The sequence below is a fragment of the Enterococcus casseliflavus NBRC 100478 genome (assembly GCF_001544095.1).
Classification (GTDB): Bacteria; Bacillota; Bacilli; order Lactobacillales; family Enterococcaceae; genus Enterococcus_D; species Enterococcus_D casseliflavus.
This window is the reverse complement of the sequence record NZ_BCPT01000001.1, coordinates 191,538-215,809: the sequence shown is the minus strand read 5'-3', so window position 1 is coordinate 215,809 and position 24,272 is coordinate 191,538. Positions and strand designations below refer to the sequence as shown.

The window sequence follows — 24,272 nt, the reverse complement described above, 5'->3', positions numbered from 1 at the left end:
GCTTTTTTCATTTTCGGCTATCTGTTATAATGATTTTCACATCTAACATAAAGGAGAGATTTTTTGTATGACAGTTTATAACTTTTCAGCTGGTCCTGCCGTATTGCCCCGTCCCGTATTGGAGAAAGCACAATCCGAACTTTTGAATTACCGCGGAAGTGGGATGTCCGTTATGGAGCTGAGTCATCGGTCCTCCTTGTTTGAAGCGATCATTAAAGATGCAGAAGCACTTTTACGAAAATTGATGGGAATTCCTGAAAACTATCAGGTACTGTTTTTACAAGGCGGCGCGAGTCTCCAATTCAGTATGATCCCTTTAAATCTTGCACAAAACAAAAAAGCCTTATACGTAAATACCGGTTCTTGGTCGAAGAAAGCTATTGAAGCAGCAAAAGCGCTTGGAAACGTGACGGTGGAAGTTGTTGCCTCTAGTGAGGATCAAAACTTTACCTATATTCCAGAAATTTCAGAAGATGCGATCGATCAAGAAGCGGCTTATTTGCATATCACCACGAACAATACCATTGAAGGGACGGCCTTTCAAACGATTCCGCAGGCTGGCAACGTGCCGATCGTAGCAGACATGTCCTCAAATATTTTAGCCAATGACTATCGTGTAGAAGACTTCGGTGTGATTTATGCTGGGGCCCAAAAGAATATTGGCCCTGCAGGGTTGACGGTAGTGATCATCCGAGAAGATTTACTCAATGATGATGCTGTCTTCGCTCCAATGCTGGATTATCGTCTACAGGCTAAAAATGACTCATTGTACAATACACCACCAACGTATGCTATCTATATTGCTAAATTGGTGTTTGAATGGTTGGAAGAATTAGGCGGCATTCCTGCTTTTTTAGAACAAGACCGCCAAAAAGCGGCGCTTTTATACGAAACGATCGAAGCCTCTGCTCTTTACAGTAGTCCTGTGGCTGTTGACAGCCGTTCATTAACGAATATTCCTTTTGTAACAGGGGATAAAGCATTAGATCAGCGCTTCAATGAAGAAGCTGTTAAAGCTGGTTTTGAGAACTTGAAAGGGCATCGTTCCGTCGGAGGAATGCGAGCAAGCTTGTACAATGCCTTTCCATTAGCTGGCGTTCAAGCGTTAGTCGACTTTATGAAATCATTTGAAGCGGAGGTCAAATAAATGTTCCAAATCAAAACATTCAATGCGATCGCACCAGAAGGATTACAGCGTTTAGAAAAAGAAAAGTATGTCATCAACGAAAGCGACCAACCGCAAGGGATTTTGCTGCGCAGCCAGAAATTGCACGATTACGCTTTTCCTGAAAGTGTCTTAGGTATTGCCCGTGCAGGGGCTGGGACCAACAACATTCCCGTCAAAGCATGTACTGAAAAAGGGATCGTCATCTTTAATACGCCAGGCGCCAATGCCAATGCGGTCAAAGAATTAGTGATCGCTAGTCTGCTCTTAAGTGTCCGTCCGATTTTACGAGGTGCCCAATGGGTCCAAACCTTGAGCGGTGATAATGTGGAAGAACAAGCAGAAGCGCAAAAAAGTCAATTTGCTGGAACAGAGTTAGAAGGCAAAAAGTTAGGAATCATCGGCCTTGGTTCTATTGGAGCGATGGTCGCCAACGATGCTTATCGTCTAGGGATGGAAGTAGTCGGTTATGATCCTTACGTGTCAGTGGATACTGCTTGGACGATCTCTCGTCGGGTCAAGCGTGCCAATGATATTGCGGAAGTCTTTTCAACCTGTGATTTTATTACGGTTCATGTGCCGCTAATGGAAAACACGCATCATCTCGTCGGGGAAGCCGAACTTGCGAAAATGAAACCAACAACGAAGCTATTCAACTTTTCTCGTAAAGAAATCGTCGATACAGATGCCGTTTTACGTGCGTTAAAAGCCGACCGTTTAGCGGGCTATACGACTGATTTTGCGGATGAACAATTGCTGCACAATGAAAAAGTCCTCGTCTTGCCGCATTTAGGTGCATCAACAGAAGAAGCTGAAGTCAACTGTGCCAAGATGGCAGCCCGAACATTGAAAAAATTCTTGGAATTTGGAACCATCAAGCGCTCAGTGAATTTTCCAACTGTTGAGATGGCTTTTCATTCGCCTTATCGTCTGACGATCATCAATCGCAATGTACCGAATATGTTAGGTCAGATTTCATCGATCATTGCGGAATCTGGAATCAATATCGACAATATGCTGAATCGTGGACGGGAAGACTTTGCTTACACCCTAGCCGATGTCGCTTCTGAAGATGAAGCCTTATTGAATCAATTAGCCGATAAACTGCGGGAGAACGAAAACATCGTTCGTGTACGGGTCATCAAGAATCAGGAGGTTGGGTATTAATGGTTCAAGTATTTCCGTTTAAAGCCATTCGTCCAGAAGCCTCATTGGCAGAAAAAGTGGCCGAGCTACCGTATGACGTGGTCAATTCACAAGAAGCCGCAGCGTTTGCGCAAGGCAATCCTTACAGCTATTTCCACATCGACCGTTCGGAGATCGACTTGCCAGGAATCGATCCTTATGATCCACAGGTGTATCAAAAAGCGGCGGAAAATCTTGCATCTTTTCAAGAAGAAGGCTGGTTGATTCAAGAAACGGCGCCCGCATATTATTTGTATGAATTGACGATGGCTGGTAGAAGCCAAACGGGGCTTGTCGCCTGTACCTCGATCGATGATTATGTCGCTGGGAAAATCAAGAAACACGAGTTTACCCGTCCAGAAAAAGAAATCGATCGGATCAATCATATTCTGGCATGTGATGCCAATACAAGTCCGATTTTCTTGAGCTATCGCCAACCAGCAGCAGTCAAAGAAGCGGTCGATGCGTGGCAAGCAGAGCATGCGCCAATCTATGATTTTGTCAGCTATCATGAGGTGCAACATCGTGTTTGGCTGATCGATGATCCAGCGCTAGTCGCCTCTTTTGCCCAGCAGTTTCAAGCTGTAGATGCCCTTTATATTGCGGATGGGCATCACCGCACAGAGTCAGCAGTCAAAGTCGGCTTGCAAAAGCGAGCCGATGGCCAAAGCCGTCAAGAAAGCGACCGCTTTTTAGCGATTTTATTCCCAGAAAATGAATTAGCGATTTGGGAATACAATCGGGTTTTGCGGGTACCAGTGCCAGAAAACTTTTTTGAGCAGGCAGCCCAGCATTTTACGATTCGAGAAACTACAAGGAAGAAACCAGCGCAACGTGGTTCGATTCATCTGTACCTAAACCATGCGTGGTGGGAGTTGACCATCAAGCCGGAAGCTGTGCCGCAAGATGCGGTAGGACAGCTGGATGTGTCGCTTTTACAACAATACGTGCTGGCTGATATTTTCGCGATCCAAGATGTGCGGACAGACAAACGCATTGATTTTGTCGGCGGAATTCGTGGTCCAGAAGAATTGGAACGTTTGGTGGATAGCGGAGAATGGACATTGGCCTTTTCCATGTATCCAACGCAAATGGCCGATCTTTTGGCAGTCGCCGATGCGGGAGAAATTATGCCACCAAAATCAACTTGGTTTGAACCAAAACTGTTGAGCGGTCTGTTTTTACATGATTTAGAAACGAATTAACCAAAAAAAGCTTACGAGGCTAGCTCGTAAGTTTTTTTTCTATTAGAAGTTGCCGAGTGTTTCGATGATCAAGCGGACATTCAAGACCGTCAGTGCAATGGCACAGATCCAGCCTAAGGTAGAGACCCATAGCGGATTCTTGAAGCGTTCCCCCATGATTTTTTTTGAGCTGGTAAAAAGAACCAACGGAATCATCGAAACGGGTAAGGCGATGCTTAAAAAGACTTGCGAATAAATCAGCAGATCGTCCAAGGCTTGTTCGTTGCCGCCAAAGTAAATCGTACAAAGCAAGACGGGGATCACCGATAAGCCACGGGTGATCAAACGTCGCGCCCAAGTAGGGATCTTCATATGGATAAATCCTTCCATCACGACTTGCCCCGTCAGTGTCCCAGTGATCGTTGAATTTTGACCAGATGCCAAGAGCGCCACGGCAAACAGAACGCTCAAGACTGGACTGGCGACAGCACCAGCAATGGAGGAATCTTGCAAAGCATCAAACAGCGCGGAGAAGGTGCCGACTTCTTCACTATGACCAAAGAACAAGGCGCTTCCTAAGATCAAAAGCAGGCAATTGACCAAAAACGCAGCGGATAATTGGATATTGGAATCCCAAGTAGCGAACCGCACGGCCGTTGCCACTTCTTGGGTATCGCTGCGATCGATTTTTCGTGATTGGGAGATCGAAGAATGCAGATAGAGATTATGCGGCATCACAGTCGCACCAACGATCCCCAACGCCATTGTCAGCTGCCCATGGTTCAAGACTTGCTTTTGGGGAATAAAGCCTTGCAAGACAGCAGGCAAATTTGGTTGAGCAATAATGACTTCGTAACAAAAGACCAGCATAATGACCAAAATCAGTGTCATGACGATCGCTTCGATTTTTCGGAAACCCAATTTCATTAAAAAGAGCAGAAGCAGTACATCGAAAATCGTTAAGATGACCCCAACTAATAAAGGTAAGCCGAATAGTAGATTGAGAGCGATCGCTCCTCCGATCACTTCCGCGATATCCGTTGCCATGATAGCCAATTCGGTGACGATCCACAAAACAAAGCCTAAGCCTTTGCTGGTGTGTTTACGAGTTGCTTGCGCAAGGTCCATCTGGGTCACGATCCCTAGCTTGGCTGCCATGTATTGCAGCAGCATAGCGATCAAACTGGAAATCAAGATCACAGAAAGTAAGAGATAGCCATATTCAGCACCGCCACCGATCGAGGTGATCCAGTTTCCTGGGTCCATATAGCCCACGGCTACCAATGCCCCAGGACCAGAAAACGCTAAGAGATTGCGCCAAAAGCTGCCGTTTTTTGGAATGGCAACGGTATTATTTATTTCTTCCAAGCTAGGACCGTTGGCCGCTTGAATCAATTTTTTTTCTTCCTTCATCGTTTCACGTCCTATCTTTTTAGGTATACCTAAAAACAAATCTATTGTATTCCTCATTTGTGAATTTTTCAAGAGAAACCTTTTGGAAGTCAGAAGGAAGGACAAAAAAACAGTAGCCAAAGGAATGGCTACTGTCTGTTGGGTTTTTTTATAAAATTAGTCGGCGCGTAAAGCGATCGCTGCATCTTTTTTCGCTGCCATTCTAGCTGGAATGTGGCCGCCGATCATAGTGAGGACGGTGCTGACGGCAATCAAGATCAGGCCGTGGACCGGATTTAATTGAGCAACATTTTCGAGATCAGTCATACTATATAAGATCGCGTTGATCGGGAATGTAGCTAACCAAGCAATTAGGACACCTAAAGCTCCTGAAGCGATCCCTAAAATACAGGTTTCGGCATCGAAGACGCGGGTGATGTCTTTTTTACGAGCACCTAGTGCTTTTAAGACCCCAATTTCTTTCGTACGTTCTAGCACAGAGGTGTAGGTGATGATACCGATCATGATCATGCTAGTTACCAAGGAGATCCCTGCAAAAGCGATCAAGACGTAGGTGATGGCATCCATCAAGCCACCAGTCAATTGAGTCATCGTACCCGCTAAATCGGAATAAACGATTTGGTCTTCTTTGTCTTTGCCTTTGTTGAAGTCATCCAAGTAATCAAGGATTTTTTCTTTGGCACTGAAATCATTCGGATAGATCATAATGCTGTTTGGTAAATCACTGCCGCCAAGATAAGCGATCAATGAATCTTTAGCACTTTCGTCAACGGGTTCATTCGTCATCACGTTGGTGTCGCTGTCTTTTTGTGCTTGGACGATCGCTGAGTCTTGGTTTTCTTTGATGACTTCTTGCGCGAGGGCATCACTGTAGGCAATGCCAGTTGACAGCAAGTTCATCGTAGAGTTTTGCTTGATACGTAAGATTCCGCTGATCGTTAATTCTTTGTTGTTACTGTTATCGAAAACTTCATTTAAATCTTGATTTGGAATGAAGTTTCCAGTTGGTAATTCGGTGTAAAAGGCATCATTAGACGCCAATGTGATTTTTGTTCCCACGATATCGTCGAAGGAAACCGTGTCACCATCTTCAATATCAAAACCGAGATTGATCAATGCATTGACATTCGTTACGTTGTTTTCATCGACGATCAAAACGACATCTGTGCTGGCACTTGGGTAGCTGCCTTCTAAAAGGTCATAGTTGTCTTTTAAGAAATTGCCGTTATCCTCTGATAACTGCTCAGGGAAAGTCGAAACCCCAATACCGGTTGAGGCACTCATGGCAGACATCATGGCATTGGTCTGTTCATTGTCAGGCGACGCGTTGGAGAAGCTGACTTGTTCCACATTGTCATCGATCTTGCGGAAAAGATTCAATGAAGTTGAACGAGTGTAGCCGATATTGTTACTTAACTCAGGATCAATGTCGTTGATGTAATCGAGAAACTCTTGATCGATTTTGTTGATATGGGTTGCACGATCCGCATCACTTAATTTAGCAGTGACCTCTTTATCTGAAGGGAAATCTTCCGATTTATCCCGCGTCCCCATCGCTGATGGATCTTGTTCAGTGGCTACTTGCGAGATCGTAATCGGAAAACGAGCTAATGTTTCTGACTGGGTATTGTCGATTTGTTTTTGGAATCCCGTTGACAGTGACAAAACAATGGCGATTCCGATGATCCCGATACTAGAAGCAAAGGCTGTCAAGAAGGTGCGCCCTTTTTTGGTGCGGATATTGTTAAACGACAAACGTAAGGCAGTCATGAAACTCATTTTTGTGTGCTTTAATTCGAATTGGTCTTTCTTTTGTCCTTCGACATGAGGGTTCGAATCTTTAATGATTCGTCCGTCTTTGAACTCAATGATCCGTCCAGCGTATTTGTGCGCCAATTCAGGATTATGGGTAACCATGATGACCAATTTTTCTTTTGATAGTTCTTGGATCAGTTCCATGATTTGGACACTGGTCTCTGAATCCAAGGCACCTGTTGGTTCATCACAAAGAAGGATATCAGGATCATTTGCTAAGGCACGAGCGATCGCTACCCGCTGCATTTGACCACCAGAAAGCTGATTTGGTTTTTTGTGCATATGCTCAGCTAAGCCCACACGCGTCAAAGCATCGGTTGCTTTTGCGCGTTTTTCTTCTTTTGACACACCGCTCAAGGTCATCCCAAGCTCGACGTTGTCGATGATGCCTAAATGACTGATCAAATTGTAGCTTTGGAAGACAAAGCCGATCGAATTGTTCCGATACGCATCCCAGTCACGATCTTTAAAGGATTTCGTTGATTTGCCGTTGATGATCATATCACCAGAATCGTAATTGTCTAAGCCGCCGATCACGTTCAACATGGTTGTTTTCCCAGAGCCGCTTGGCCCTAAAATGGCAACAAACTCTTGTTTACGAAAGGCGACGGAGACACCATCGAGGGCTTTTGTAGTACTGGCGCCAACCGTATAATACTTCTTGATATCTTTTAATTCTAACATGCTGTCACTCTTTTCTTGCCGTTTTCACGATTATTTTCATTATGTAACCACGCTATCATAATGGTTAACAAAAATCAACGATTATCATTGTTTAAACAAATAATTTATAATAAACTAAAGACAGAAAAGAGGGAGAGTATGGAAAAAGCGTTAGGAACATTCAATATGGCGGTATTTGCGGAAATCTTTTCGCTGATGGGAAACATATTGTTTGAAGAAATCGGTCTGGAAGATTTAAAATTGACCAAAATGGAAATCTTGGAACTCGTGGTGATCTCTAGTAATGAAGGAATCACGATGTCCGAGTTGGCCCAGCAAATCGGTACGTCAAAAGTCCAAATCAGTCGTTCGATCTCGGGGTTAGAAAAGGCTGGCTTTGTGGTCCGCAAAACCAACGGCGTCAATCGCCGCAACGTCAATGTTTATTTGGAAGAAGCTGGGAAGCAGTTGTTTGTCCAAAAGAAAAAACAAGTGGAAGACCGCTTGAATGCCAAAACCGCTCAAATGGCTGCAGAAGATATCCAGCAGTTGAGTCAGTCGTTGACGGAAGCAGTGGGGATCTTGCGGAAATATGACATTTTACGGACTGGCAATCAATGTGAGAAAAATACGCCGTTTGATTAAAAAAGGGCGAAGCAATCGTTTGCTTTTTAATTACTGAATTAATTTCATATTAACTTATATTATCGATTTTTTAGATAAAGCAACCGATTGCGTTTTTCTCTTGTTTTGACTTCTGATTTGTGCGACAATGAGTATATCAAACAAGTTAAAGGAGTCTGCTATGAATACTACTGCCATTTATCATCGTCCCGAAAGTGAATTTGCGTATTTGTACGAGAAGGATAAAATGCATATCCGTTTACGTACCGCCCGTCAAGACGTCCGCCATGTCCAGCTGCTTTGCGGCGATCCTTACACACTGTATAAAGAAGCTTGGTACCAGCAAAGAATTGAAATGAAAAAAATTCTTTCCACGGACTTGCATGATTATTGGCAAGTATCGGTCGGAGCAGAATTCCGCCGTTTGTCTTACGGCTTTTCCATCGAAAGTTACGATGGGTTGCATGTCTTTTATGGAGACCACGGGGTCTATCCTTTTGAGCAGCAATATTTAGAAATGAACAACAATTATTTTCGGATGCCTTACTTCCAAGAAGCCGATCGTTTCAAAATTCCTGAGTGGGCAAAAGAAACCGTTTGGTATCAAATCTTCCCTGAACGCTTTGCAAATGGGGACCCATCAAATGATCCAGAAGGTGTATTGCCTTGGGGCTCAAAAAATCCCGATCGCCAAGACTTTTTCGGCGGGGATCTGCAAGGGGTCATCGATCATTTGGATTACCTCGTCGATTTAGGCATCAATGGGATATACTTCTGTCCGATTTTTGAGGCCTATTCGAATCACAAGTATGATACCATCGATTATTTAGCCATCGATCCAGCGTTTGGGGATAACGACACCTTTAAACGCTTAGTGGAGGAATGCCACAAACGCGGCATCAAAGTCATGCTAGATGCTGTGTTCAATCATATGGGGGATACTTCGCATCAATGGCTAGATGTCATCAAAAACGGCAAAGATTCGCCCTTTGCTGATTGGTTCCACATCAATGAGTTTCCTGTCAACTACAAAGAAGGGGAAAACTTTGAAGATGCCTATGACATCACCTATGATGTGTTTGCCTTTACGCCGCATATGCCAAAACTCAATACAGAAAATCCCGACGTGCAAGATTATTTGTTGAAGATCGCTCGTTATTGGATCGAAGAGTTTGATATCGATGCTTGGCGCTTGGACGTTGCAAATGAAGTCAGTCACCACTTCTGGAAAAAATTCCGCCAAGTGTGTGATGATGCCAAAGATGATTTTTATATCCTTGGGGAAATTTGGCACTCTTCTCAACGGTGGTTACAAGGCGACGAGTTTCATGCAGTAATGAATTACGCCTTTACGGATGCAATCATTGAATATTTTGTCAAAGACGAGATCTCCATGACGAAAATGGTCTCGGAATTAAATAACCAGCTGATGTTGTATCGGGAGCAAACCAATCAAGTGCAGTTCAATATCTTGGATTCTCATGATACCCCGCGCTTGTTAACTTTGGCTCGAGGAGACAAAGACTTGATGCGCCAAGTGATGGCCTTTACGTATCTGCAACAAGGCGTCCCTTGCCTGTATTACGGTGATGAGATCGGTTTGACCGGCGATATGGACCCGGATTGCCGTAAATGTATGATTTGGGAAGAAGAAAAGCAAGATCGTGATCTCCTGCATTTCACTCGCTCATTGATCAGCATTCGCAAAGACAACCAGAAAGTCTTATCAGAAGGTTCCTTGAGTTGGAACTGGGTTTCGGAAGAGGATGGACTGATCATTTTCGAACGAGAGTTAGGGGCACAGCGGATCATCGGTATTTTCAATACGGGCGATGACCAAATCACTCTTTCTCGTCCTGATTCGATCCTGATGGAACAGTTTGTCCAACTGGAAGATGAAACGATGATTATTGATAACAAAGGCTTTGCTATCGTGAAAGTAAACAACGAAGAATCGAATGAAGCATAAAAATGAGGCAAGAATTGCATATGCAATTCTTGCCTCATTCAATGTTTTGGGTATTTTTAATTTCCCCATGCACGTTGGAAAGAATCTTCCCCAAAATTCCTTCTGTCGGTATTATATCCTATAACACCTGAATGTGACAAATGATAACCCTTAAATATAGGTAGAATTTTTCTACAAAGGGGAAAAAGATTGAAAATTTAGACAGTATTGCCTTCTTTTTGCGCTTCTTTCCACGAAAGGTCTTTTCTTTTTTACAAGATATGATAAACTAGTAAAAATGTATTTTTATTCGAGGAGTGATTTGATGAGTACGGGGTATCACGTAGCAGTTGTCGGGGCTACCGGCGCAGTAGGAACAAAAATGATTGAGATGTTGGAGAAGACCACGTTGCCGATCAAAAAAATAACGTTGTTGGCATCCAAACGTTCTGCTGGGAAGACCCTTGTGTTCAAAAATGAACCGCTCGTTATTCAAGAGCTGACCGCAGATTCCTTTGCAGGCGTCGATATTGCATTGTTCAGTGCCGGTGGCGGCATTTCAAAACAATTTGCTCCAGAAGCAGTCAAACACGGTGCAGTCGTGATCGACAATACCAGTCATTTTCGGATGGACCCGAATGTTCCTCTAGTCGTTCCTGAGGTGAATCCTCATGTATTAGCGCAACATAAAGGAATCATTGCCAATCCGAATTGTTCAACGATTCAAATGATGGTGGCGTTAGAACCAATTCGTCAAAAAGTCGGTTTATCGAGGGTCTTGGTTTCGACGTATCAAGCAGTTTCAGGTGCTGGCGCCCAAGCCTTGGCTGAATTGACTCGTGAATCTCAAGAATTATTAGCTGGCAAAGCCGCTGATGAACTAAACCCTGAGATTTTACCAGCAGGCAGCGACAAGAAGCACTACCCGATCGCGTTTAATGCCTTGCCGCAAATCGATGTTTTTGCCGAAGAGGATTATACTTACGAAGAGTGGAAAATGATCAATGAAACGAAGAAGATCATGGAAGATACGCAGATCAAAGTAGCAGCTACGTGTGTGCGGATCCCTGTGTTTAGCGGTCATTCGGAGTCGATTTATATCGAGACCAAAGACCATGCTAGTGTTGAGGAAGTCAGACAGTGGATCAGCGAAGCGCCAGGAGCTGTCTTGCAAGATGATCCGAGTCAACAAGTGTACCCGCAAGCTTTGACCAGTGTGGACAAAACAGAAACCTTTGTTGGTCGGATTCGCAAAGATTTGGATGTCGAAAACGGCTTGCATTTATGGGTCGTTTCTGATAATTTGCTGAAAGGGGCGGCATGGAACTCCGTTCAAATCGCCGAAAGCCTGCATCAGCAAGGATTAGTTCATGTGTAAACCATAAGTTTTTCAGAAAAGTGTGGTGAATGCCACGCTTTTCTTTTTTTTGTTGTATAATAATAGGGACGGCTTATGCTTGGGAAATAATACAGTAGAAAAAAATTAAGAGGTGAATAAAAGTGGAAACGATAAAAATCATTCCTCTTGGCGGTGTACGCGAAAACGGAAAGAACATGTACATTGCTGAAGTTGGCGAGGATATATTTGTGCTGGATTGCGGTGTCCGTTATCCAGAAAATGAATTATTAGGGATCGATACAGTGATTCCAGACTTCACATATTTAGAAGAAAATGCCGACCGTGTGGCGGGTGTCTTCTTGACCCATGGGCATGCAGATGCGATTGGTGCATTGCCTTATTTCTTGGAGAATATCCAAGTACCGGTCTTTGGGACCGAGTTAACGATCGAACTAGCAAAATTGACCGTGAATAAAAATGAAGCTACCAAGCGCTTCAAAGATTTTCATGTGATCGATGAACATTCGGAGATCGACTTTGGTCATGCGACCATCAGCTTTTTCCGTACGACCCATTCTATCCCTGATTCTGTTGGGATCAGCGTCAAAACAGAAGCTGGCAATATCGTTTATACAGGAGATTTCAAGTTTGACCAAACAGCGATCCCTATGTATCAAACCGATTTTGGCCGCTTAGCGGAAATTGGAAAAGAAGGCGTCTTAGCATTGCTAAGCACGTCTTCAAATGCCGAAAATCCAACGCCGATCGCTTCTGAATTGACGATCCAAGATGAAGTTTATGACAATATCCGTTACTGGGAAGGTCGGATCATCGTCGCTAGTGTTGCCAGCAATTTGCAACGGGTGCAACAAGTATTAGATGCGGCGTTTCGTTCTGATCGCAAAGTCGTTTTGACCGGGCAAGATTTTGGTCGGATCATCAAAACGGCCATGAAGTTAGGGAAATTAAAATTACCTGCCGAAGACTTGCTGATCACCCAAAAAGAAATGAAAAAATACTCAGACGAACAGTTGCTGATTTTAGAAACAGGTCGTATGGGTGAACCAATCAAAGCGTTGCAAAAAATGGCCAACGGCTCTCACCGGACGCTGCGCATCAAAGAAGGAGATCTTGTTTACATCACAACAACGCCGACAACGGCAATGGAAACTGTGGTTGCGAAAACGGAAGATATCATCTATCGCGCTGGCGGTACCGTGAAACAGATCTCGGATAATTTCCGTGTTTCTGGTCATGCCAACCCGAATGATCTGCAGCTGATGTTGAATATGATGAAACCGAAGTACTTTATCCCTATTCAAGGTGAGTACCGCCAATTAGCCGCCCATGTGGACTTGGCGCAAGAAGTCGGGATTCCGATGAAAAATATCTTCATTACTGCTCGTGGAGATGTGTTAGAATACAAAAAAGGCGAAATGATCGCCGCAGGTGCGGTTCCAGCTGAAAACGTCATGATCGATGGGATCGGTGTCGGTGACATTGGGAATATCGTCCTGCGAGACCGCAAAGTCTTATCTGAAGACGGAATCTTCGTTGCGGTAGTGACGATCAATCGTCGCGAAAAGAAAATTATTTCTGCACCACAAATCACTTCTCGCGGGTTTGTCTATGTGAAAGCCAGCCGCGATCTGATTCGTGAAAGTGGCGAGATCGTGGAAGAAATCGTAGAAAAACACCTTCATGATGAAGAGTTTGAATGGAGCAAATTGAAACAAGATATCCGTGATCGTTTGAGTCGTTTCTTGTTTGAACAAACCAAACGCCGTCCCGTCATCTTGCCGGTCATCATGGAATCAAGCCAAAGAAATCGCAACCGTAAATAATTCGTTTTGACCTACTGACAAAAGCAGGTGAAAGAATAGCCGTTTGACGGCCGATTTCTTTTCACCGAAGCTTTTGTCTTTTTTTATGTAAGAAAACAGGTGGCGTTTTTTTTATAAAATGCCCCTTATTTTGGTCGTGATGAGCAGATAAGGATTGACGGCGAATGGATTTCGATCAATAATACAAAGTTGTCCCCCTAAGACTAGAGGAACAAAACAAGCAAAGAGAGGATGGTCGATTTGTGAATAGTTATCAAGAAAATCCCGTAGTACAACAGAGAAAGTGGTGGATTCTCATTGCTGTTTCGATGTTTACCTTTATGTCAACACTGGATGGGAGTATCGTAAATATCGCTTTGCCCACGATCTCGGCAGATATGGGTGTCCCTATGAATCAAGCGGAATGGGTCGTATCCGTCTACTTGATGATCGTTTGTGCCTGCCTTTTGTTATTCGGTAAGGTAGGGGATAGTTGGGGTAAGATCAAAGTATTCCGCTTGGGGATGCTGATCTTTATTATCGGTTCGCTGTTATGCGGGTTTAATCATTCCTTAGCATTTCTGCTATTTGCCCGAGTCGTGCAAGCGATCGGAGCCAGCATGACGATGGCGACGAATACCGGAATCATTACTGAAGTCTTTCCTATGAGTGAACGAGGACGCGCCTTAGGGATGATTGGTGCCTTTGTTTCGTTAGGCTCCATCGCCGGTCCTGGATTGGGCGGAGTGATTTTGGCGCATTTTTCTTGGCCGTTTATTTTTTGGATCAATGTTCCAGTCGGTATTCTGACAATGATTGCTGGAGAAAAGGTGTTGCCAAAAGATATCACCATGAGTCATGATTCCATCGATAAAACCGGGTTTGTGCTGTTTTCAATTGCAATTATCAGCTTCTTCGGCGGCATTTTTCTTGGACAAGAGCGTGGCTTTCTAACGTGGCTGCCGCTGCTGTTGGTGGGGATCGCCTTAGTGGCATTCATCGTCTTTTTGCGAGTAGAAGCGCGTGTGAGCAAACCGCTGATTACCTTTGGGATCTTTCGTAATAAAATTTTCACCATGAGCCTGATCACGGCGTTGCTGATCTTTTCTGCAAACTTTTTTGTCAATGTCGTGATTCCCTTTTACTTGCAAAGTGCCCGAGGCTTAACGCCGAGTGTGGCAGGAATGCTGATGATGGTCTTTCCTTTGATGATGGTCATCGGTTCACCACTTAGCGGCTATCTGACGGACCGTGTAGGACCGGAGATCTTGGTCTTAGCTGGCTTAGCGTTGCTGTCCATCACTCAGCTGATGTATATGTTTATGAATCAGCATACGCCGATTTGGTACTATGTCGTCGCTACTGCCATCATGGGGTTAGGCAATTCGTTGTTCCAATCCCCCAACAATACGATGGTGATGAGCAGCGTCACCAAAGAAAATCTTGGGGTGGCAGGTAGTCTAAATTCCTTTGCCCGTAACTTGGGCATGGTCTTAGGGATATCCTTAGCAACGACGATTCTTTATGCCGCAATGAGTCAAGCCTATGGGAAGCATGTGACGACCTATATCGCAGGTCGGGCAGATATTTTTGCCTATGGCATGAAAATCACCTTCTTTGGGGCGTTCCTTCTTTGTATCACGGCGTTATTCTTAACAGTCTGGCGCATCTATAAACAAGGTGGACGTAAGAAAACGCTATGATCGCTTGAAGTCATCAGGTCGAACTGTTCTATTCCTTATTCAGAAAGGGTAGAACAGTTTTTTTATTTTTCTTGATAAGAACCAGAAAAAGGACGGATGTAATAAAGCTGCCAGAATTTGTGCTTTTGGATTTCTGGCGTTATCTGTTATAATGAAAAATATTAGACTGTATTACTTAGATGGAAAGGGGAATGTTGTATGAAACTTACGTATCACGGACACTCGGTGCTTGCTATCCAATTAGCGGATGGCCAAAAATTGTTGTTTGACCCTTTTATTACTGGAAATGCTCTGACTGATTTGGATGCAGACACAGTGGAAACCGATTGGCTTTTGATCACGCATGGTCATAGCGATCATATTGGGGACATGGTGCCGATCGCCAAAAGAAATGAAGCACCAGTGATCAGTGTCGTTGAAATTTGCCGCTATGCAGCCCGCAAAGGCATTGCTGAGACGCATGGCATGAATATGGGAGGCTCTTTTGAGTTCCCGTTTGGCAAAATCTCAATGGTGGAAGCGAAACACAGCTCTGGTCTTGAAGAAGACGGAACGATGATCTATATGGGCAACCCAGTGGGGATCATTTTAGAAGCAGAAGGCAAAACCATCTACCACGCTGGCGATACTGCCCTCTTTAGCGATATGGCGATGATCGGTGAACGTTTCGATATCGATGTGGCGTTTTTACCGATCGGGGATAATTTTACGATGGGCGTTCAAGATGCTGCAACAGCAGAGGCGCTTTTAAACGCGAGCAAAGTAGTACCGATCCATTACAATACGTTTCCAATGATCAAGCAAGATCCGCAAACCTTCGTGAATTTATTGCCGGCAGGTGTGGGCCAGATCCTTGCAGTCGGTGAGACATTAGAAGTTTAAGCAACAGGAAGATTCGTAGTAGGAATAGGGGATAATTATGGCGACAAAACACGACTTGATTTTAGCGCATATCGAGAATCTGCCTGTAGGCGATCGCATCTCGGTGCGGGGAATCGCAAAAGACTTGAATGTCAGTGAAGGAACAGCCTATCGGGCGATCAAAGATGCGGAAAATATCGGCTTGGTTTCAACGATACAACGTGTGGGAACCATTCGGATTGAACGGAAACTAAAGAAACACATTGAAAAACTAACTTTCGGCGAAGTCGTCCAAATCATTGAAGGCGATGTTTTGGGCGGCGCAGCCGGTTTAGACAAAGACTTGAACAAATTTGTTATCGGCGCCATGAAGGAATCGGCAATGGAACGCTACATCACTCCTGGTTCCTTAGTGATCGTCGGAAACCGTAACGAAGTCCACAAGTTGGCACTGGAAGATGGCGCAGCCGTCTTGATCACGGGGGGCTTTGAAACCTCAGAGGAAATCTGTCGCTTAGCAGACGAATTGGAGCTGCCGATTTTACAAACGACCTATGACACCTTTACCGTGGCAACGATGATCAACCGTGCCTTGAGTGACCAGCTGATCAAAAAGGACATCATGCTGGTGAGTGACATTTATATGCCATTGGAAAAAACCAAGTATCTGCACACCTTTGATACGGTCAAGGATTACAAACTGCTTTCGGAGTCTACCAACCACTCCCGCTATCCAGTCGTCAACAAGAATATGCGGGTCGTTGGGATCATCACAGCCAAAGATGTCCTAGAAAAGCCTGACACGCAGATCATCGAACGAATCATGACCCGGGAACCACGGGTCGTAAAAAAAGAGATGAGTGTGGCCTCTGCCAGCCATCAGATGATTTGGGATGGCTTAGAAGTGATGCCCGTCGTAGCAGATGACCTTTCTTTGATTGGGATCGTTACACGCCAAGACATCATGAAAGCGATGCAGATGGTCCAACGACAAACACAAATTTCAGATACGATTTCAGACCAAATCTCGGGACAGATGCAAGTCATCGAACAAGATTTTGAAGGGAACAAATTGCCGCAGCCGCATTTCAGCTTTGCGGTGACGCCTCAAATGGTCAATGAAGTCGGAACGATCTCTTTTGGTGTCTTGAGTGAAGTGATCGCGAATACGGCAAAACGTACCATGCAGTTGAATCAACGGCGCAATAGTTGGATCGAGCAAGTCAATCTGCATTACTTCCGTTTGATCCAATTAGAAAGCGAGATCATCATTCAACCGAAGATTCTAGAACTGGGGCGACGTTCGGCGAAAATCGATATCGAAGTATCGATCGAAAATTCCTTAGTGGCAAAAGCGATCGTGGTATGCCAAGTAATGGAACGCCCATAAATCATCGAAAACGGCACTTATGGAAAAATTTTAGAGAGAAAGTTGAGACCATTCATGAAGGTACAAGAAGAAATACTTGCAACAATCAAAGCATTCGACCGAATCATTATCCATCGGCACCAGCGCCCTGATCCAGATGCATTAGGATCACAAGTGGGTTTGGCAGAAATTTTACGAGCTAGTTTTCCCGAAAAAGAAATCTATCAAGTCGGCGGACCTGTTGAAGGATTGGATTACTTGGCGCTGATGCAGACGATCCCTGATGATTTGTATAAAGGAGCGTTGGTGATCGTTACAGATACGGCCAATGCACCACGGGTCAGTGACCAACGCTATGATCAAGGGGCGAAATTGATCAAAATCGATCATCACCCTAATGATGAGCCTTACGGAGAGCTGGTCTGGGTCAATACAAAAGCCAGCAGCTGTAGTGAGATGATCGTTTCGTTTTGGCAAATGTTTCAAAACGAGCTGACGATGACGCAAGAAGCGGCTCGTCTGCTATATGCAGGCATTGTTGGTGATACTGGACGGTTTTTATATCCGGCAACGACAGCGACAACGCTGCGCTTAGCGGCTGAACTATTGGATTACGGTTTTGATGCACCGAAGATCAATCGGCAATTGGATCAAGTCTCTCGCAGTGTTGCTCGCCTTTCAGGGTATGTCTACGAAAACATCGAGATCGATGAGATTGGTGCTGGCAAAGTGATCCTATCACAAGAATTGCAGCAGCGTTTTGGCGTAGTGGATTCGGAAACCTCAGCAGTCGTTTCCTTACCAGGGAAAATCGACGAAGTGATGGCTTGGGCGATCTTTGTCGAACAACCAGAAGGCTATTACCGGGTGCGGATGCGTTCGAAAGGTCCAGTGATCAATGAGATCGCCAAACGCCATCATGGCGGCGGACATCCCCTTGCCAGTGGAGCAAATGCAAAAGACCTTGAAGAAGTTGCAGTGATCTATCAAGAGATCCAAGCAGCGATCAAAGAATTTCAAGCAGAATAAACACTTTTACAAGCACATTTGCCAATAGAAAAAAGGCGTGCCAAAAGCTTTCGGCACGCCCTTTTTTAGACAAAACGCAGCGCAGGCTCATCACTGAACCGGCACTGCGTTTTTTTGTTGCGTATTTACGAGAAAATAAGAAGTTTACCCCCGTAGATCGTCTAAAAATTCGGTTTTGCTTTTCGTTTTCTCGTCTTTCATTTTGATGACTTTAGCTGGTGAGCCAGCAACGACTGCTCCAGCAGGGACATCTTCCGTCACCACAGAACCGGCAGCAACGACTGCACCTTCGCCGACACGGACGCCTTCAAGGACGACGGCATTTGCGCCGATCAAAACATTGTCTTCAATGATGACTGGGCTTGCTGAAGGTGGCTCAAGAACGCCAGCCAAGACAGCACCAGCGCCAATATGGGCTTTTTTCCCAACGGTTGCCCGGGCACCTAAAATCGCCCCCATATCGATCATGGTTTCTTCACCAACCACAGCACCAATGTTGATCACTGCCCCCATCATGATAACGGCATTTTTTTCAATGATGGCTTGGTCCCGGATAAAGGCACCTGGTTCGATACGGGCATCGACTTTCGTCAAGTCCAACAAAGGAATCGCTGAGTTGCGGCGATCATTTTCCAGATAGTGATCGGTGATTTTGTCTTGGTGCGCGGTTAAAAACTCAGCTACTTTTTGACTGTCACCAACCACGAAATAGAAGGTGCCGTTACCAAACAATTGGATGCCATCTGCTTGGACGTCGCCAAGATCTCCATTGATATAGACTTTTACAGGTGTTTGTTTATTTGCTTCTTTGATATATTTTGCTAATTGATAAGGATCGGAAAATTGTAATTCTGTCATGAGAGACCACCTTTACTTGTCGATTAGATTTTGCATGGAATAAAAACCGGCTGGTTGATCGGCTAAAAATTCCGCTGCTTTTAGTGCACCATTGGCGAAGATTTCGCGGGAGAGCGCAGTGTGTTTTAATTCAATGATTTCATCCTGCCCAGCATAGATGACAATGTGTTCCCCAGGGATCGTTCCGCCGCGAACGGCATGGATGCCCATCTGCTTGCGGTCATTTACTAGATCACTGCCTTCACGCCCGTAGAGATACTCTTTTTTTGTTTCGCAGCTGTCATTGATACTATCTGCCAACAGCAAAGCTGTACCGCTTGGTGCATCAAGTTTTTGATTATGATGCTTTTCGATGATCTCAATGTCAAAGTCAGCTTCTAATGCGGGGGTGATACTTTGTAGTGCTTTGATCAGTACATTGATCCCCAACGACATATTGGCAGAATAGAAAACCGGAATCACTTTAGCAGCCAACGGCAGCATCATCTGCGTGTCTTCCGTCAAACCAGTTGTAGCAACCACGATTGGCAGCTGCTGTTCGACACAATAGTTCAACAAGGCAGGCACATTGCTATAATGAGAAAAATCAATCACCAAATCGATCGGTTGCGTGATTTTTTCTGGACGATCATAGATTGGAAAAGGACCATCTAATTGCTCGGTACGATCTAAGCCGGCGGCCACTTCTAACTGAGGGTGCTTTGCGATCAGGCTTTGCAACACTTTGCCCATGCGACCGTTTGCACCACTTAATAAAATTTGTTTCACCAAAAACTCCTCCTTACAGCAATCCGTAATTGGTCATTTCTTCTTCTAAATGAACGAGGGTCGCATCTTCCGGGACACCCAAAGGCAAACGATAATGCAATTCGCATTTGCCTAGCAAGGAGACCGCTGCTTTGATCGGCACAGGATTTACTTCACTGAAAATCGCATCGATCAACGGTTTTTGTCGCAACTGCTCTTTGATGGCTGCTTTTACATCACCATTTAAGAAATCAGCAACGAGTTGTGCCGTTTGTTTCGGAGCGATATTGCCGATCGTTGAAATCACGCCAGAGCCACCTAAAGCTAAAATTGGGGTTACTTGATCGTCATTTCCTGAATAGATCGCAAAGTCATCATCCGCAAGACGAGCGATTTCTGCGATTTGCGAAATATCACCGCTGGCCTCTTTGATGCCTTTGATATTAGGGATTTTTTTTAGTTCTGCCACGGCTTCAGGTGTTAAATTTAAGCCGGTTCTTGAGCTGACGGAGTATAAGATCACTGGCAGCTCAACGCTTTGACAGATTGCTTCATAGTGAGCGACTAAACTTTTCTTGGTCGCTTTGTTGTAGTAAGGTGTTACAACCAATAATGCGTCAGCACCAACGCGCTGTGCTTCTTTTGAAAGATGGATCCCATGTTGGGTATTGTTGGAGCCTGTTCCTCCGATAACGGGGATTCGACCAGCAACTTGTTTTACCACCGCTTCGATCACCGCGATATGTTCTTCATCGTCTAACGTGGATGCTTCACCGGTCGTACCGCATGCAATGATTGCATTCGTTCCTTGCTGCACATGCCACTCCGCTAACTCCTTCAGCTTATCGAAATCCACCGAACCATCTTGAAGCATAGGGGTAATCAACGCAACGCCAGAACCTTTGAATATTGTCAAACTACGACACATCCTTTCAACCAATTTATTTTTCGTTACTCTACGTATAAGTGTACCAAAACGAGGGGTAAAATTTTCAATAAAAATCGAAACATTTCGACAATTTATACTATAGATTATTCGAATTATATACTATAATATTAAACAATATCAATGAAAAACTGAATATTCGCTGGTTTTTATGGATATTTTTAAAAGGAATGTATAGAAAGGTGTTTTAACATGCAAGTATCGCAAACAGTCACAGAATTAACCGAAGACGTGGTTCGTTTTCGTCGTGAATTACATACAATCCCTGAATTAGGGTTAACTGAGTTCAAAACAAAGGAATACTTGCTGCGTCAGTTGCAATCCTTTGGGATCAAAGAAATCTATCCAGTGATTGAAACCGGCTTGATTGCTGTCTTTCGCAGTGAGCGTCCAGGAAAGACACTGGCCTTTCGAACGGATATCGATGCACTACCGATCAAAGAAGAGACCGGTGTTTCTTTTGCTTCCAAACATGAAGGAAAAATGCACGCCTGCGGGCATGATGGCCATATGGCAACGATGCTAGGGTTTGCCAAATACTTAGCGACGCATCCTGAAGTGATTCGTGGAACGATCGTTTTGATTTTCCAACCAGCCGAGGAAAGCCCCGGTGGCGCTCAACTGATGATCGATGAAGGCATCTTACGAGATTTTGGCGTGGAAAAAATCGTGGGGCTGCATGTCTTCCCAGACTTTCCCGAAGGAGTCATTGCGAGTCGGAAAGGTCCGATGATGGCCCGTAACGGCGAGATCAATCTAACGATCAACGGCACGAGTGCCCATGGTGCCCAGCCTCATCAAGGACATGATGCCATTTTAGCCGCGGCTGCGATTATTCAAGGATTGCATTCGATCATTTCACGCAATATCAGCCCGCTTTCTGCTGGGGTCATCACTTTTGGGAAGATCCATGGGGGAGATGCGGAAAATATCATTCCCGGCAAGGTCGTTTTAAAAGGAACGATGCGGGCGTTTGAAGATGAAGTCTATGAAACGATGACGCGCAGAATCACCACCGTCGCACAAGAAATCGCCAAAGGATATGATTGCACGGCGGATGTCGAATTCGAGCACCTTTATCGTGTCGTGGACAATGATCCTGAGATGGTGGAAGTGTTGGAAAAAGTGGTCGGGGAGAGCTACCGAGAAACACCGCCATATATGTTGGCAGAGGATTTTTCGATGTACCAAAAGGAAATCCCCGGTGTCTTTTTCTTTGTCGGCACCCGAAATGAAGAAAAAGGCTATGTCCACCCTTTACACAGCAGCAAAATGAATTTTGACGAAAAAAATCTATTGCAAGGCATCGAATGCTACGTTCGTTTGATCGAGGCGTTGAACGAGCCGACAGACAAGGAGTAAAGCGATGGCAAAAGAAATCAAGAACAATCACTTATACATTGACGGTTGTGATACCGTTGAGCTGGCAAAAACCTTCGGAACCCCCCTTTACGTGTATTCCGTTTCGGAGATTCGCGAAGAATGCCAAAAGATTCAGGCGCAGTTTTTGACGCGCTACAGCAAGACACGGGCAGCCTATGCCGCTAAAGCTTTCTGCACCACAGCAATGCTGCAAGTGATCAAGTCAGAAGGACTCTCATTAGACGTGGTTAGCGGTGGAGAGCTTTATACAGCGATCCAAGCTGATTTTCCAGCAGAACACATCGAGTTTAACGGCAATAATAAATCGATTGAAGAATTAGCAGCCGCCCTTGATTATGGCGTAGGACGGATCATCGTTGATGGCATTCAAGAAGTCGGCTTGATCCGCGCGTTATGTCAAGAAAAGCAAGTCGTTGCTAAAATTTTGTTGCGCATCACACCCGAGGTTTCGGTCAGCACCCATCAATTTATCTCGACCGGACAAAAAGATTCGAAATTCGGGATTCCTTTAGATGAAGAAATCTTATTTCCGTTAGTGGAAGAAGTGATTCAAGCACCTGAATTGGATTTCTATGGCCTGCATTTTCATGTCGGCAGTCAATTGTCGGACAATCGCTCACATCTAGCGGCAGTTGATGCGGCTTTGGCCCTTGTCCAAACCATTCATGAACGCTTTGATTATTGGATCAAAGAACTAAATGTTGGCGGCGGCTTTGGCGTTCGATACACAGATGCAGATATTCGCCAACCCTACAGCTACTTTTTAGATCCTGTGATGGAAAAAATCGACGCCTTTTATGCGCAGCACCAGAGCGAACGTCCGACCATCGTTATTGAACCTGGGCGTAGTATCGTCGCAGAAGCAGGTATCAGTTTGCACACCATCGGCAGTATCAAGACATTGCCAGGAATCAGAACATACGCCAGCATTGACGGGGGCATGACAGACAATATTCGTCCAGGTCTTTATCAAGCAACATACACTGGAATCTTAGCCAACCGCGCTTCCGAAGCTGCGACACAAAAGATCACCATTTCTGGCAAAGCTTGTGAGAGCACGGACATCTTAGTAAAAGATCTTGCATTACCGCCCGTTGAAACTGGGGATCTGTTTGCTACGTTCGCAACAGGAGCTTATGGCTATTCGATGGCCAGCAGCTACAATAATTTACAGATTCCTGCAGTCGTCTTTGTGGAAAACGGCCAAGCGGAATTAGCCGTTAAACGCCAGTCCTACGAGCAAATGCTGCAAAATGAAGTGGTTCCTTCGTTTCTAAAAGAGGGAGCTTCCAGCAAGTAAAATTTTGAAAAGCAGGTGACAACATGACGATTCCTTATACAAAAATGCAAGGTGCAGGAAATGATTTTATCGTAATCGATAACCGCACATTGAAATTCTCCCATGAACAACTGTCGCAATTTGCTGCTCAGGTTTGCCATCGGAAATTTTCTGTTGGCGCGGATGCAGTCATGGCAGTGGATTTTCCCACAGGAACCGCTGATTTTCGGATGCGGTTTTACAATGCTGATGGGACCGAAGCAGAAATGTGCGGCAACGGCGCTCGCTGTATTGCCCGCTATGCCTTTGAGAAGGGAATTGCTGGCGAGCAGATGACCATCGAAACAGTTGCTGGCGATGTCCCCGCATGGCGCTTGTCGGCAAAACACTACAAAGTAACCTTGAATCCACCGACCGTGACTACATTTGATCAAGCGTACCCGAATCCAATGGTTTCTTTCGTGGACTATGTGGAATTGGGTGATCCAGGAATTCCTCATGCGGTGGTTCACTATCCTGGTCTGGCAGAAACTGAGTTGGAACAGCTGGCTGAACTTGCCAAAGAGATACGCTATTGGGAGGTTTTCCCCAAAGGGGCGAATGTCAATTTCTATGAAGAAGATGACAAGGGTGATCTGATCGTTCGCACGTATGAACGAGGGGTGGAAGGTTTTACCTATGCGTGCGGCACAGGTTCTGGTGCCACTGCGTATGTCGTGACCAAACGTCACCAGCAAGCGGCAGCGAATGTCTTGCTGCACGTGTTAGGTGGCGAGTTAACGGTAGAAGTTGATGTTGATCAGGGCGCATTAGAATTGATCGGTGATGCGGTTATGGTCTCTGAAGGCTTGATTTTAGATGAGAATTTGACTGTATAAACGCTGTGAAAATCATTGTAAAAAGATGGTTTTTTCGTGAAAAAAAGAATTGACATTCAT

General features: G+C 44.8%; 19 protein-coding genes. 14 read left to right on the top strand and 5 right to left on the bottom strand.

What is annotated here, in order from left to right; genetic code table 11:
- Window positions 1-67: 67 nt before the first annotated feature.
- From serC to ECA1_RS00960, 3 genes are read left to right on the top strand one after another with little or no spacing between them, the layout of a single operon-like run.
- The gene (gene serC, locus ECA1_RS00970) at window positions 68-1,147 is read left to right on the top strand and encodes a 3-phosphoserine/phosphohydroxythreonine transaminase (protein WP_060791478.1); all 1,080 of its coding nucleotides are present in this window, start codon (window positions 68-70) and stop codon (window positions 1,145-1,147) included.
- On the top strand, window positions 1,148-2,332 hold the full coding sequence (locus ECA1_RS00965; protein WP_060791477.1) for a phosphoglycerate dehydrogenase: 1,185 nt from the start codon (window positions 1,148-1,150) through the stop codon (window positions 2,330-2,332). It abuts the gene before it with no gap.
- Window positions 2,332-3,555 (top strand): DUF1015 domain-containing protein, encoded by a 1,224-nt coding sequence (locus ECA1_RS00960; RefSeq protein WP_060791476.1) that lies wholly within the window; start codon window positions 2,332-2,334, stop codon window positions 3,553-3,555. The genes ECA1_RS00965 and ECA1_RS00960 overlap by 1 nt, the downstream gene beginning before the upstream one ends.
- A gap of 42 nt (window positions 3,556-3,597) precedes the next feature.
- Here the strand turns inward: ECA1_RS00960 and ECA1_RS00955 are convergent, their stop codons facing one another.
- On the bottom strand, window positions 3,598-4,947 hold the full coding sequence (locus ECA1_RS00955) for an Nramp family divalent metal transporter (RefSeq protein WP_060791475.1): 1,350 nt from the start codon (window positions 4,945-4,947) through the stop codon (window positions 3,598-3,600).
- A gap of 156 nt (window positions 4,948-5,103) precedes the next feature.
- A complete protein-coding gene (locus ECA1_RS00950; protein WP_060791474.1) occupies window positions 5,104-7,446 on the bottom strand; it encodes an ABC transporter ATP-binding protein/permease in 2,343 nt (780 codons plus the stop codon).
- Window positions 7,447-7,584: 138 nt separating this feature from the next.
- Here ECA1_RS00950 and ECA1_RS00945 point away from each other — a divergent pair, with 138 nt between their 5' ends.
- The 8 genes from ECA1_RS00945 (at window position 7,585) to ECA1_RS00910 (ending at window position 18,121) form a co-directional block, all read left to right on the top strand.
- A complete protein-coding gene (locus ECA1_RS00945) occupies window positions 7,585-8,070 on the top strand; it encodes a MarR family winged helix-turn-helix transcriptional regulator (protein ID WP_010749984.1) in 486 nt (161 codons plus the stop codon).
- 160 nt (window positions 8,071-8,230) lie between these two features.
- The gene (locus tag ECA1_RS00940; protein ID WP_005228237.1) at window positions 8,231-10,018 is read left to right on the top strand and encodes a glycoside hydrolase family 13 protein; all 1,788 of its coding nucleotides are present in this window, start codon (window positions 8,231-8,233) and stop codon (window positions 10,016-10,018) included.
- A gap of 304 nt (window positions 10,019-10,322) precedes the next feature.
- Entirely contained in the window at window positions 10,323-11,375 is a 1,053-nt protein-coding gene (locus tag ECA1_RS00935) for an aspartate-semialdehyde dehydrogenase (protein ID WP_060791473.1), read from the top strand.
- Between the two features lie 122 nt (window positions 11,376-11,497).
- Window positions 11,498-13,180, top strand: coding sequence for a ribonuclease J (locus ECA1_RS00930; RefSeq protein ID WP_005228243.1), 1,683 nt, complete (start codon window positions 11,498-11,500; stop codon window positions 13,178-13,180).
- Between the two features lie 242 nt (window positions 13,181-13,422).
- Complete coding sequence (locus ECA1_RS00925; protein ID WP_015510327.1) at window positions 13,423-14,862, top strand: MFS transporter; 1,440 nt, start codon at window positions 13,423-13,425, stop codon at window positions 14,860-14,862.
- A gap of 198 nt (window positions 14,863-15,060) precedes the next feature.
- A complete protein-coding gene (locus ECA1_RS00920) occupies window positions 15,061-15,744 on the top strand; it encodes a metal-dependent hydrolase (protein ID WP_060791472.1) in 684 nt (227 codons plus the stop codon).
- Window positions 15,745-15,781: 37 nt separating this feature from the next.
- Window positions 15,782-17,113: a DRTGG domain-containing protein gene (locus ECA1_RS00915; RefSeq protein ID WP_005228249.1), complete on the top strand. Its 1,332-nt coding sequence runs from the start codon at window positions 15,782-15,784 to the stop codon at window positions 17,111-17,113.
- Between the two features lie 54 nt (window positions 17,114-17,167).
- Complete coding sequence (locus ECA1_RS00910; RefSeq protein ID WP_060791471.1) at window positions 17,168-18,121, top strand: DHH family phosphoesterase; 954 nt, start codon at window positions 17,168-17,170, stop codon at window positions 18,119-18,121.
- Window positions 18,122-18,265: 144 nt separating this feature from the next.
- On the opposite strand, the gene dapD is transcribed toward ECA1_RS00910, so the two are convergent.
- From dapD to dapA, 3 genes are read right to left on the bottom strand one after another with little or no spacing between them, the layout of a single operon-like run.
- Window positions 18,266-18,979 (bottom strand): 2,3,4,5-tetrahydropyridine-2,6-dicarboxylate N-acetyltransferase, encoded by a 714-nt coding sequence (gene dapD, locus ECA1_RS00905; RefSeq protein ID WP_005233952.1) that lies wholly within the window; start codon window positions 18,977-18,979, stop codon window positions 18,266-18,268.
- Window positions 18,980-18,991: 12 nt separating this feature from the next.
- Window positions 18,992-19,747 (bottom strand): 4-hydroxy-tetrahydrodipicolinate reductase, encoded by a 756-nt coding sequence (dapB, locus tag ECA1_RS00900; RefSeq protein ID WP_005233953.1) that lies wholly within the window; start codon window positions 19,745-19,747, stop codon window positions 18,992-18,994.
- 13 nt (window positions 19,748-19,760) lie between these two features.
- On the bottom strand, window positions 19,761-20,642 hold the full coding sequence (dapA, locus tag ECA1_RS00895; protein WP_008380503.1) for a 4-hydroxy-tetrahydrodipicolinate synthase: 882 nt from the start codon (window positions 20,640-20,642) through the stop codon (window positions 19,761-19,763).
- Between the two features lie 222 nt (window positions 20,643-20,864).
- On the opposite strand from dapA, the gene ECA1_RS00890 reads away from it, so the two are divergent.
- From ECA1_RS00890 to dapF, 3 genes are read left to right on the top strand one after another with little or no spacing between them, the layout of a single operon-like run.
- Window positions 20,865-22,034 carry a M20 metallopeptidase family protein gene (locus ECA1_RS00890; protein WP_008380505.1) on the top strand — a complete coding sequence of 390 codons (1,170 nt, stop codon included), beginning with the start codon at window positions 20,865-20,867 and terminating at the stop codon, window positions 22,032-22,034.
- 4 nt (window positions 22,035-22,038) lie between these two features.
- Window positions 22,039-23,355: a diaminopimelate decarboxylase gene (gene lysA / locus ECA1_RS00885; protein WP_010749977.1), complete on the top strand. Its 1,317-nt coding sequence runs from the start codon at window positions 22,039-22,041 to the stop codon at window positions 23,353-23,355.
- Window positions 23,356-23,378: 23 nt separating this feature from the next.
- The gene (gene dapF, locus ECA1_RS00880; RefSeq protein ID WP_005228261.1) at window positions 23,379-24,212 is read left to right on the top strand and encodes a diaminopimelate epimerase; all 834 of its coding nucleotides are present in this window, start codon (window positions 23,379-23,381) and stop codon (window positions 24,210-24,212) included.
- Window positions 24,213-24,272 lie beyond the last annotated feature (60 nt).

Coding starts and splice junctions, on each gene's coding strand:
- ECA1_RS00960 (WP_060791476.1), top strand. CDS start 2,332: ATGGTTCAAGTATTTCCGTTTAAAGCCATTCGTCCAGAAGCCTCATTG.
- lysA (WP_010749977.1), top strand. CDS start 22,039: ATGGCAAAAGAAATCAAGAACAATCACTTATACATTGACGGTTGTGAT.
- dapD (WP_005233952.1), bottom strand. CDS start 18,979: ATGACAGAATTACAATTTTCCGATCCTTATCAATTAGCAAAATATATC.
- ECA1_RS00935 (WP_060791473.1), top strand. CDS start 10,323: ATGAGTACGGGGTATCACGTAGCAGTTGTCGGGGCTACCGGCGCAGTA.
- ECA1_RS00890 (WP_008380505.1), top strand. CDS start 20,865: ATGCAAGTATCGCAAACAGTCACAGAATTAACCGAAGACGTGGTTCGT.
- ECA1_RS00915 (WP_005228249.1), top strand. CDS start 15,782: ATGGCGACAAAACACGACTTGATTTTAGCGCATATCGAGAATCTGCCT.
- ECA1_RS00965 (WP_060791477.1), top strand. CDS start 1,148: ATGTTCCAAATCAAAACATTCAATGCGATCGCACCAGAAGGATTACAG.
- ECA1_RS00910 (WP_060791471.1), top strand. CDS start 17,168: ATGAAGGTACAAGAAGAAATACTTGCAACAATCAAAGCATTCGACCGA.
- dapF (WP_005228261.1), top strand. CDS start 23,379: ATGACGATTCCTTATACAAAAATGCAAGGTGCAGGAAATGATTTTATC.
- ECA1_RS00950 (WP_060791474.1), bottom strand. CDS start 7,446: ATGTTAGAATTAAAAGATATCAAGAAGTATTATACGGTTGGCGCCAGT.
- ECA1_RS00920 (WP_060791472.1), top strand. CDS start 15,061: ATGAAACTTACGTATCACGGACACTCGGTGCTTGCTATCCAATTAGCG.
- ECA1_RS00955 (WP_060791475.1), bottom strand. CDS start 4,947: ATGAAGGAAGAAAAAAAATTGATTCAAGCGGCCAACGGTCCTAGCTTG.
- serC (WP_060791478.1), top strand. CDS start 68: ATGACAGTTTATAACTTTTCAGCTGGTCCTGCCGTATTGCCCCGTCCC.
- ECA1_RS00945 (WP_010749984.1), top strand. CDS start 7,585: ATGGAAAAAGCGTTAGGAACATTCAATATGGCGGTATTTGCGGAAATC.
- ECA1_RS00940 (WP_005228237.1), top strand. CDS start 8,231: ATGAATACTACTGCCATTTATCATCGTCCCGAAAGTGAATTTGCGTAT.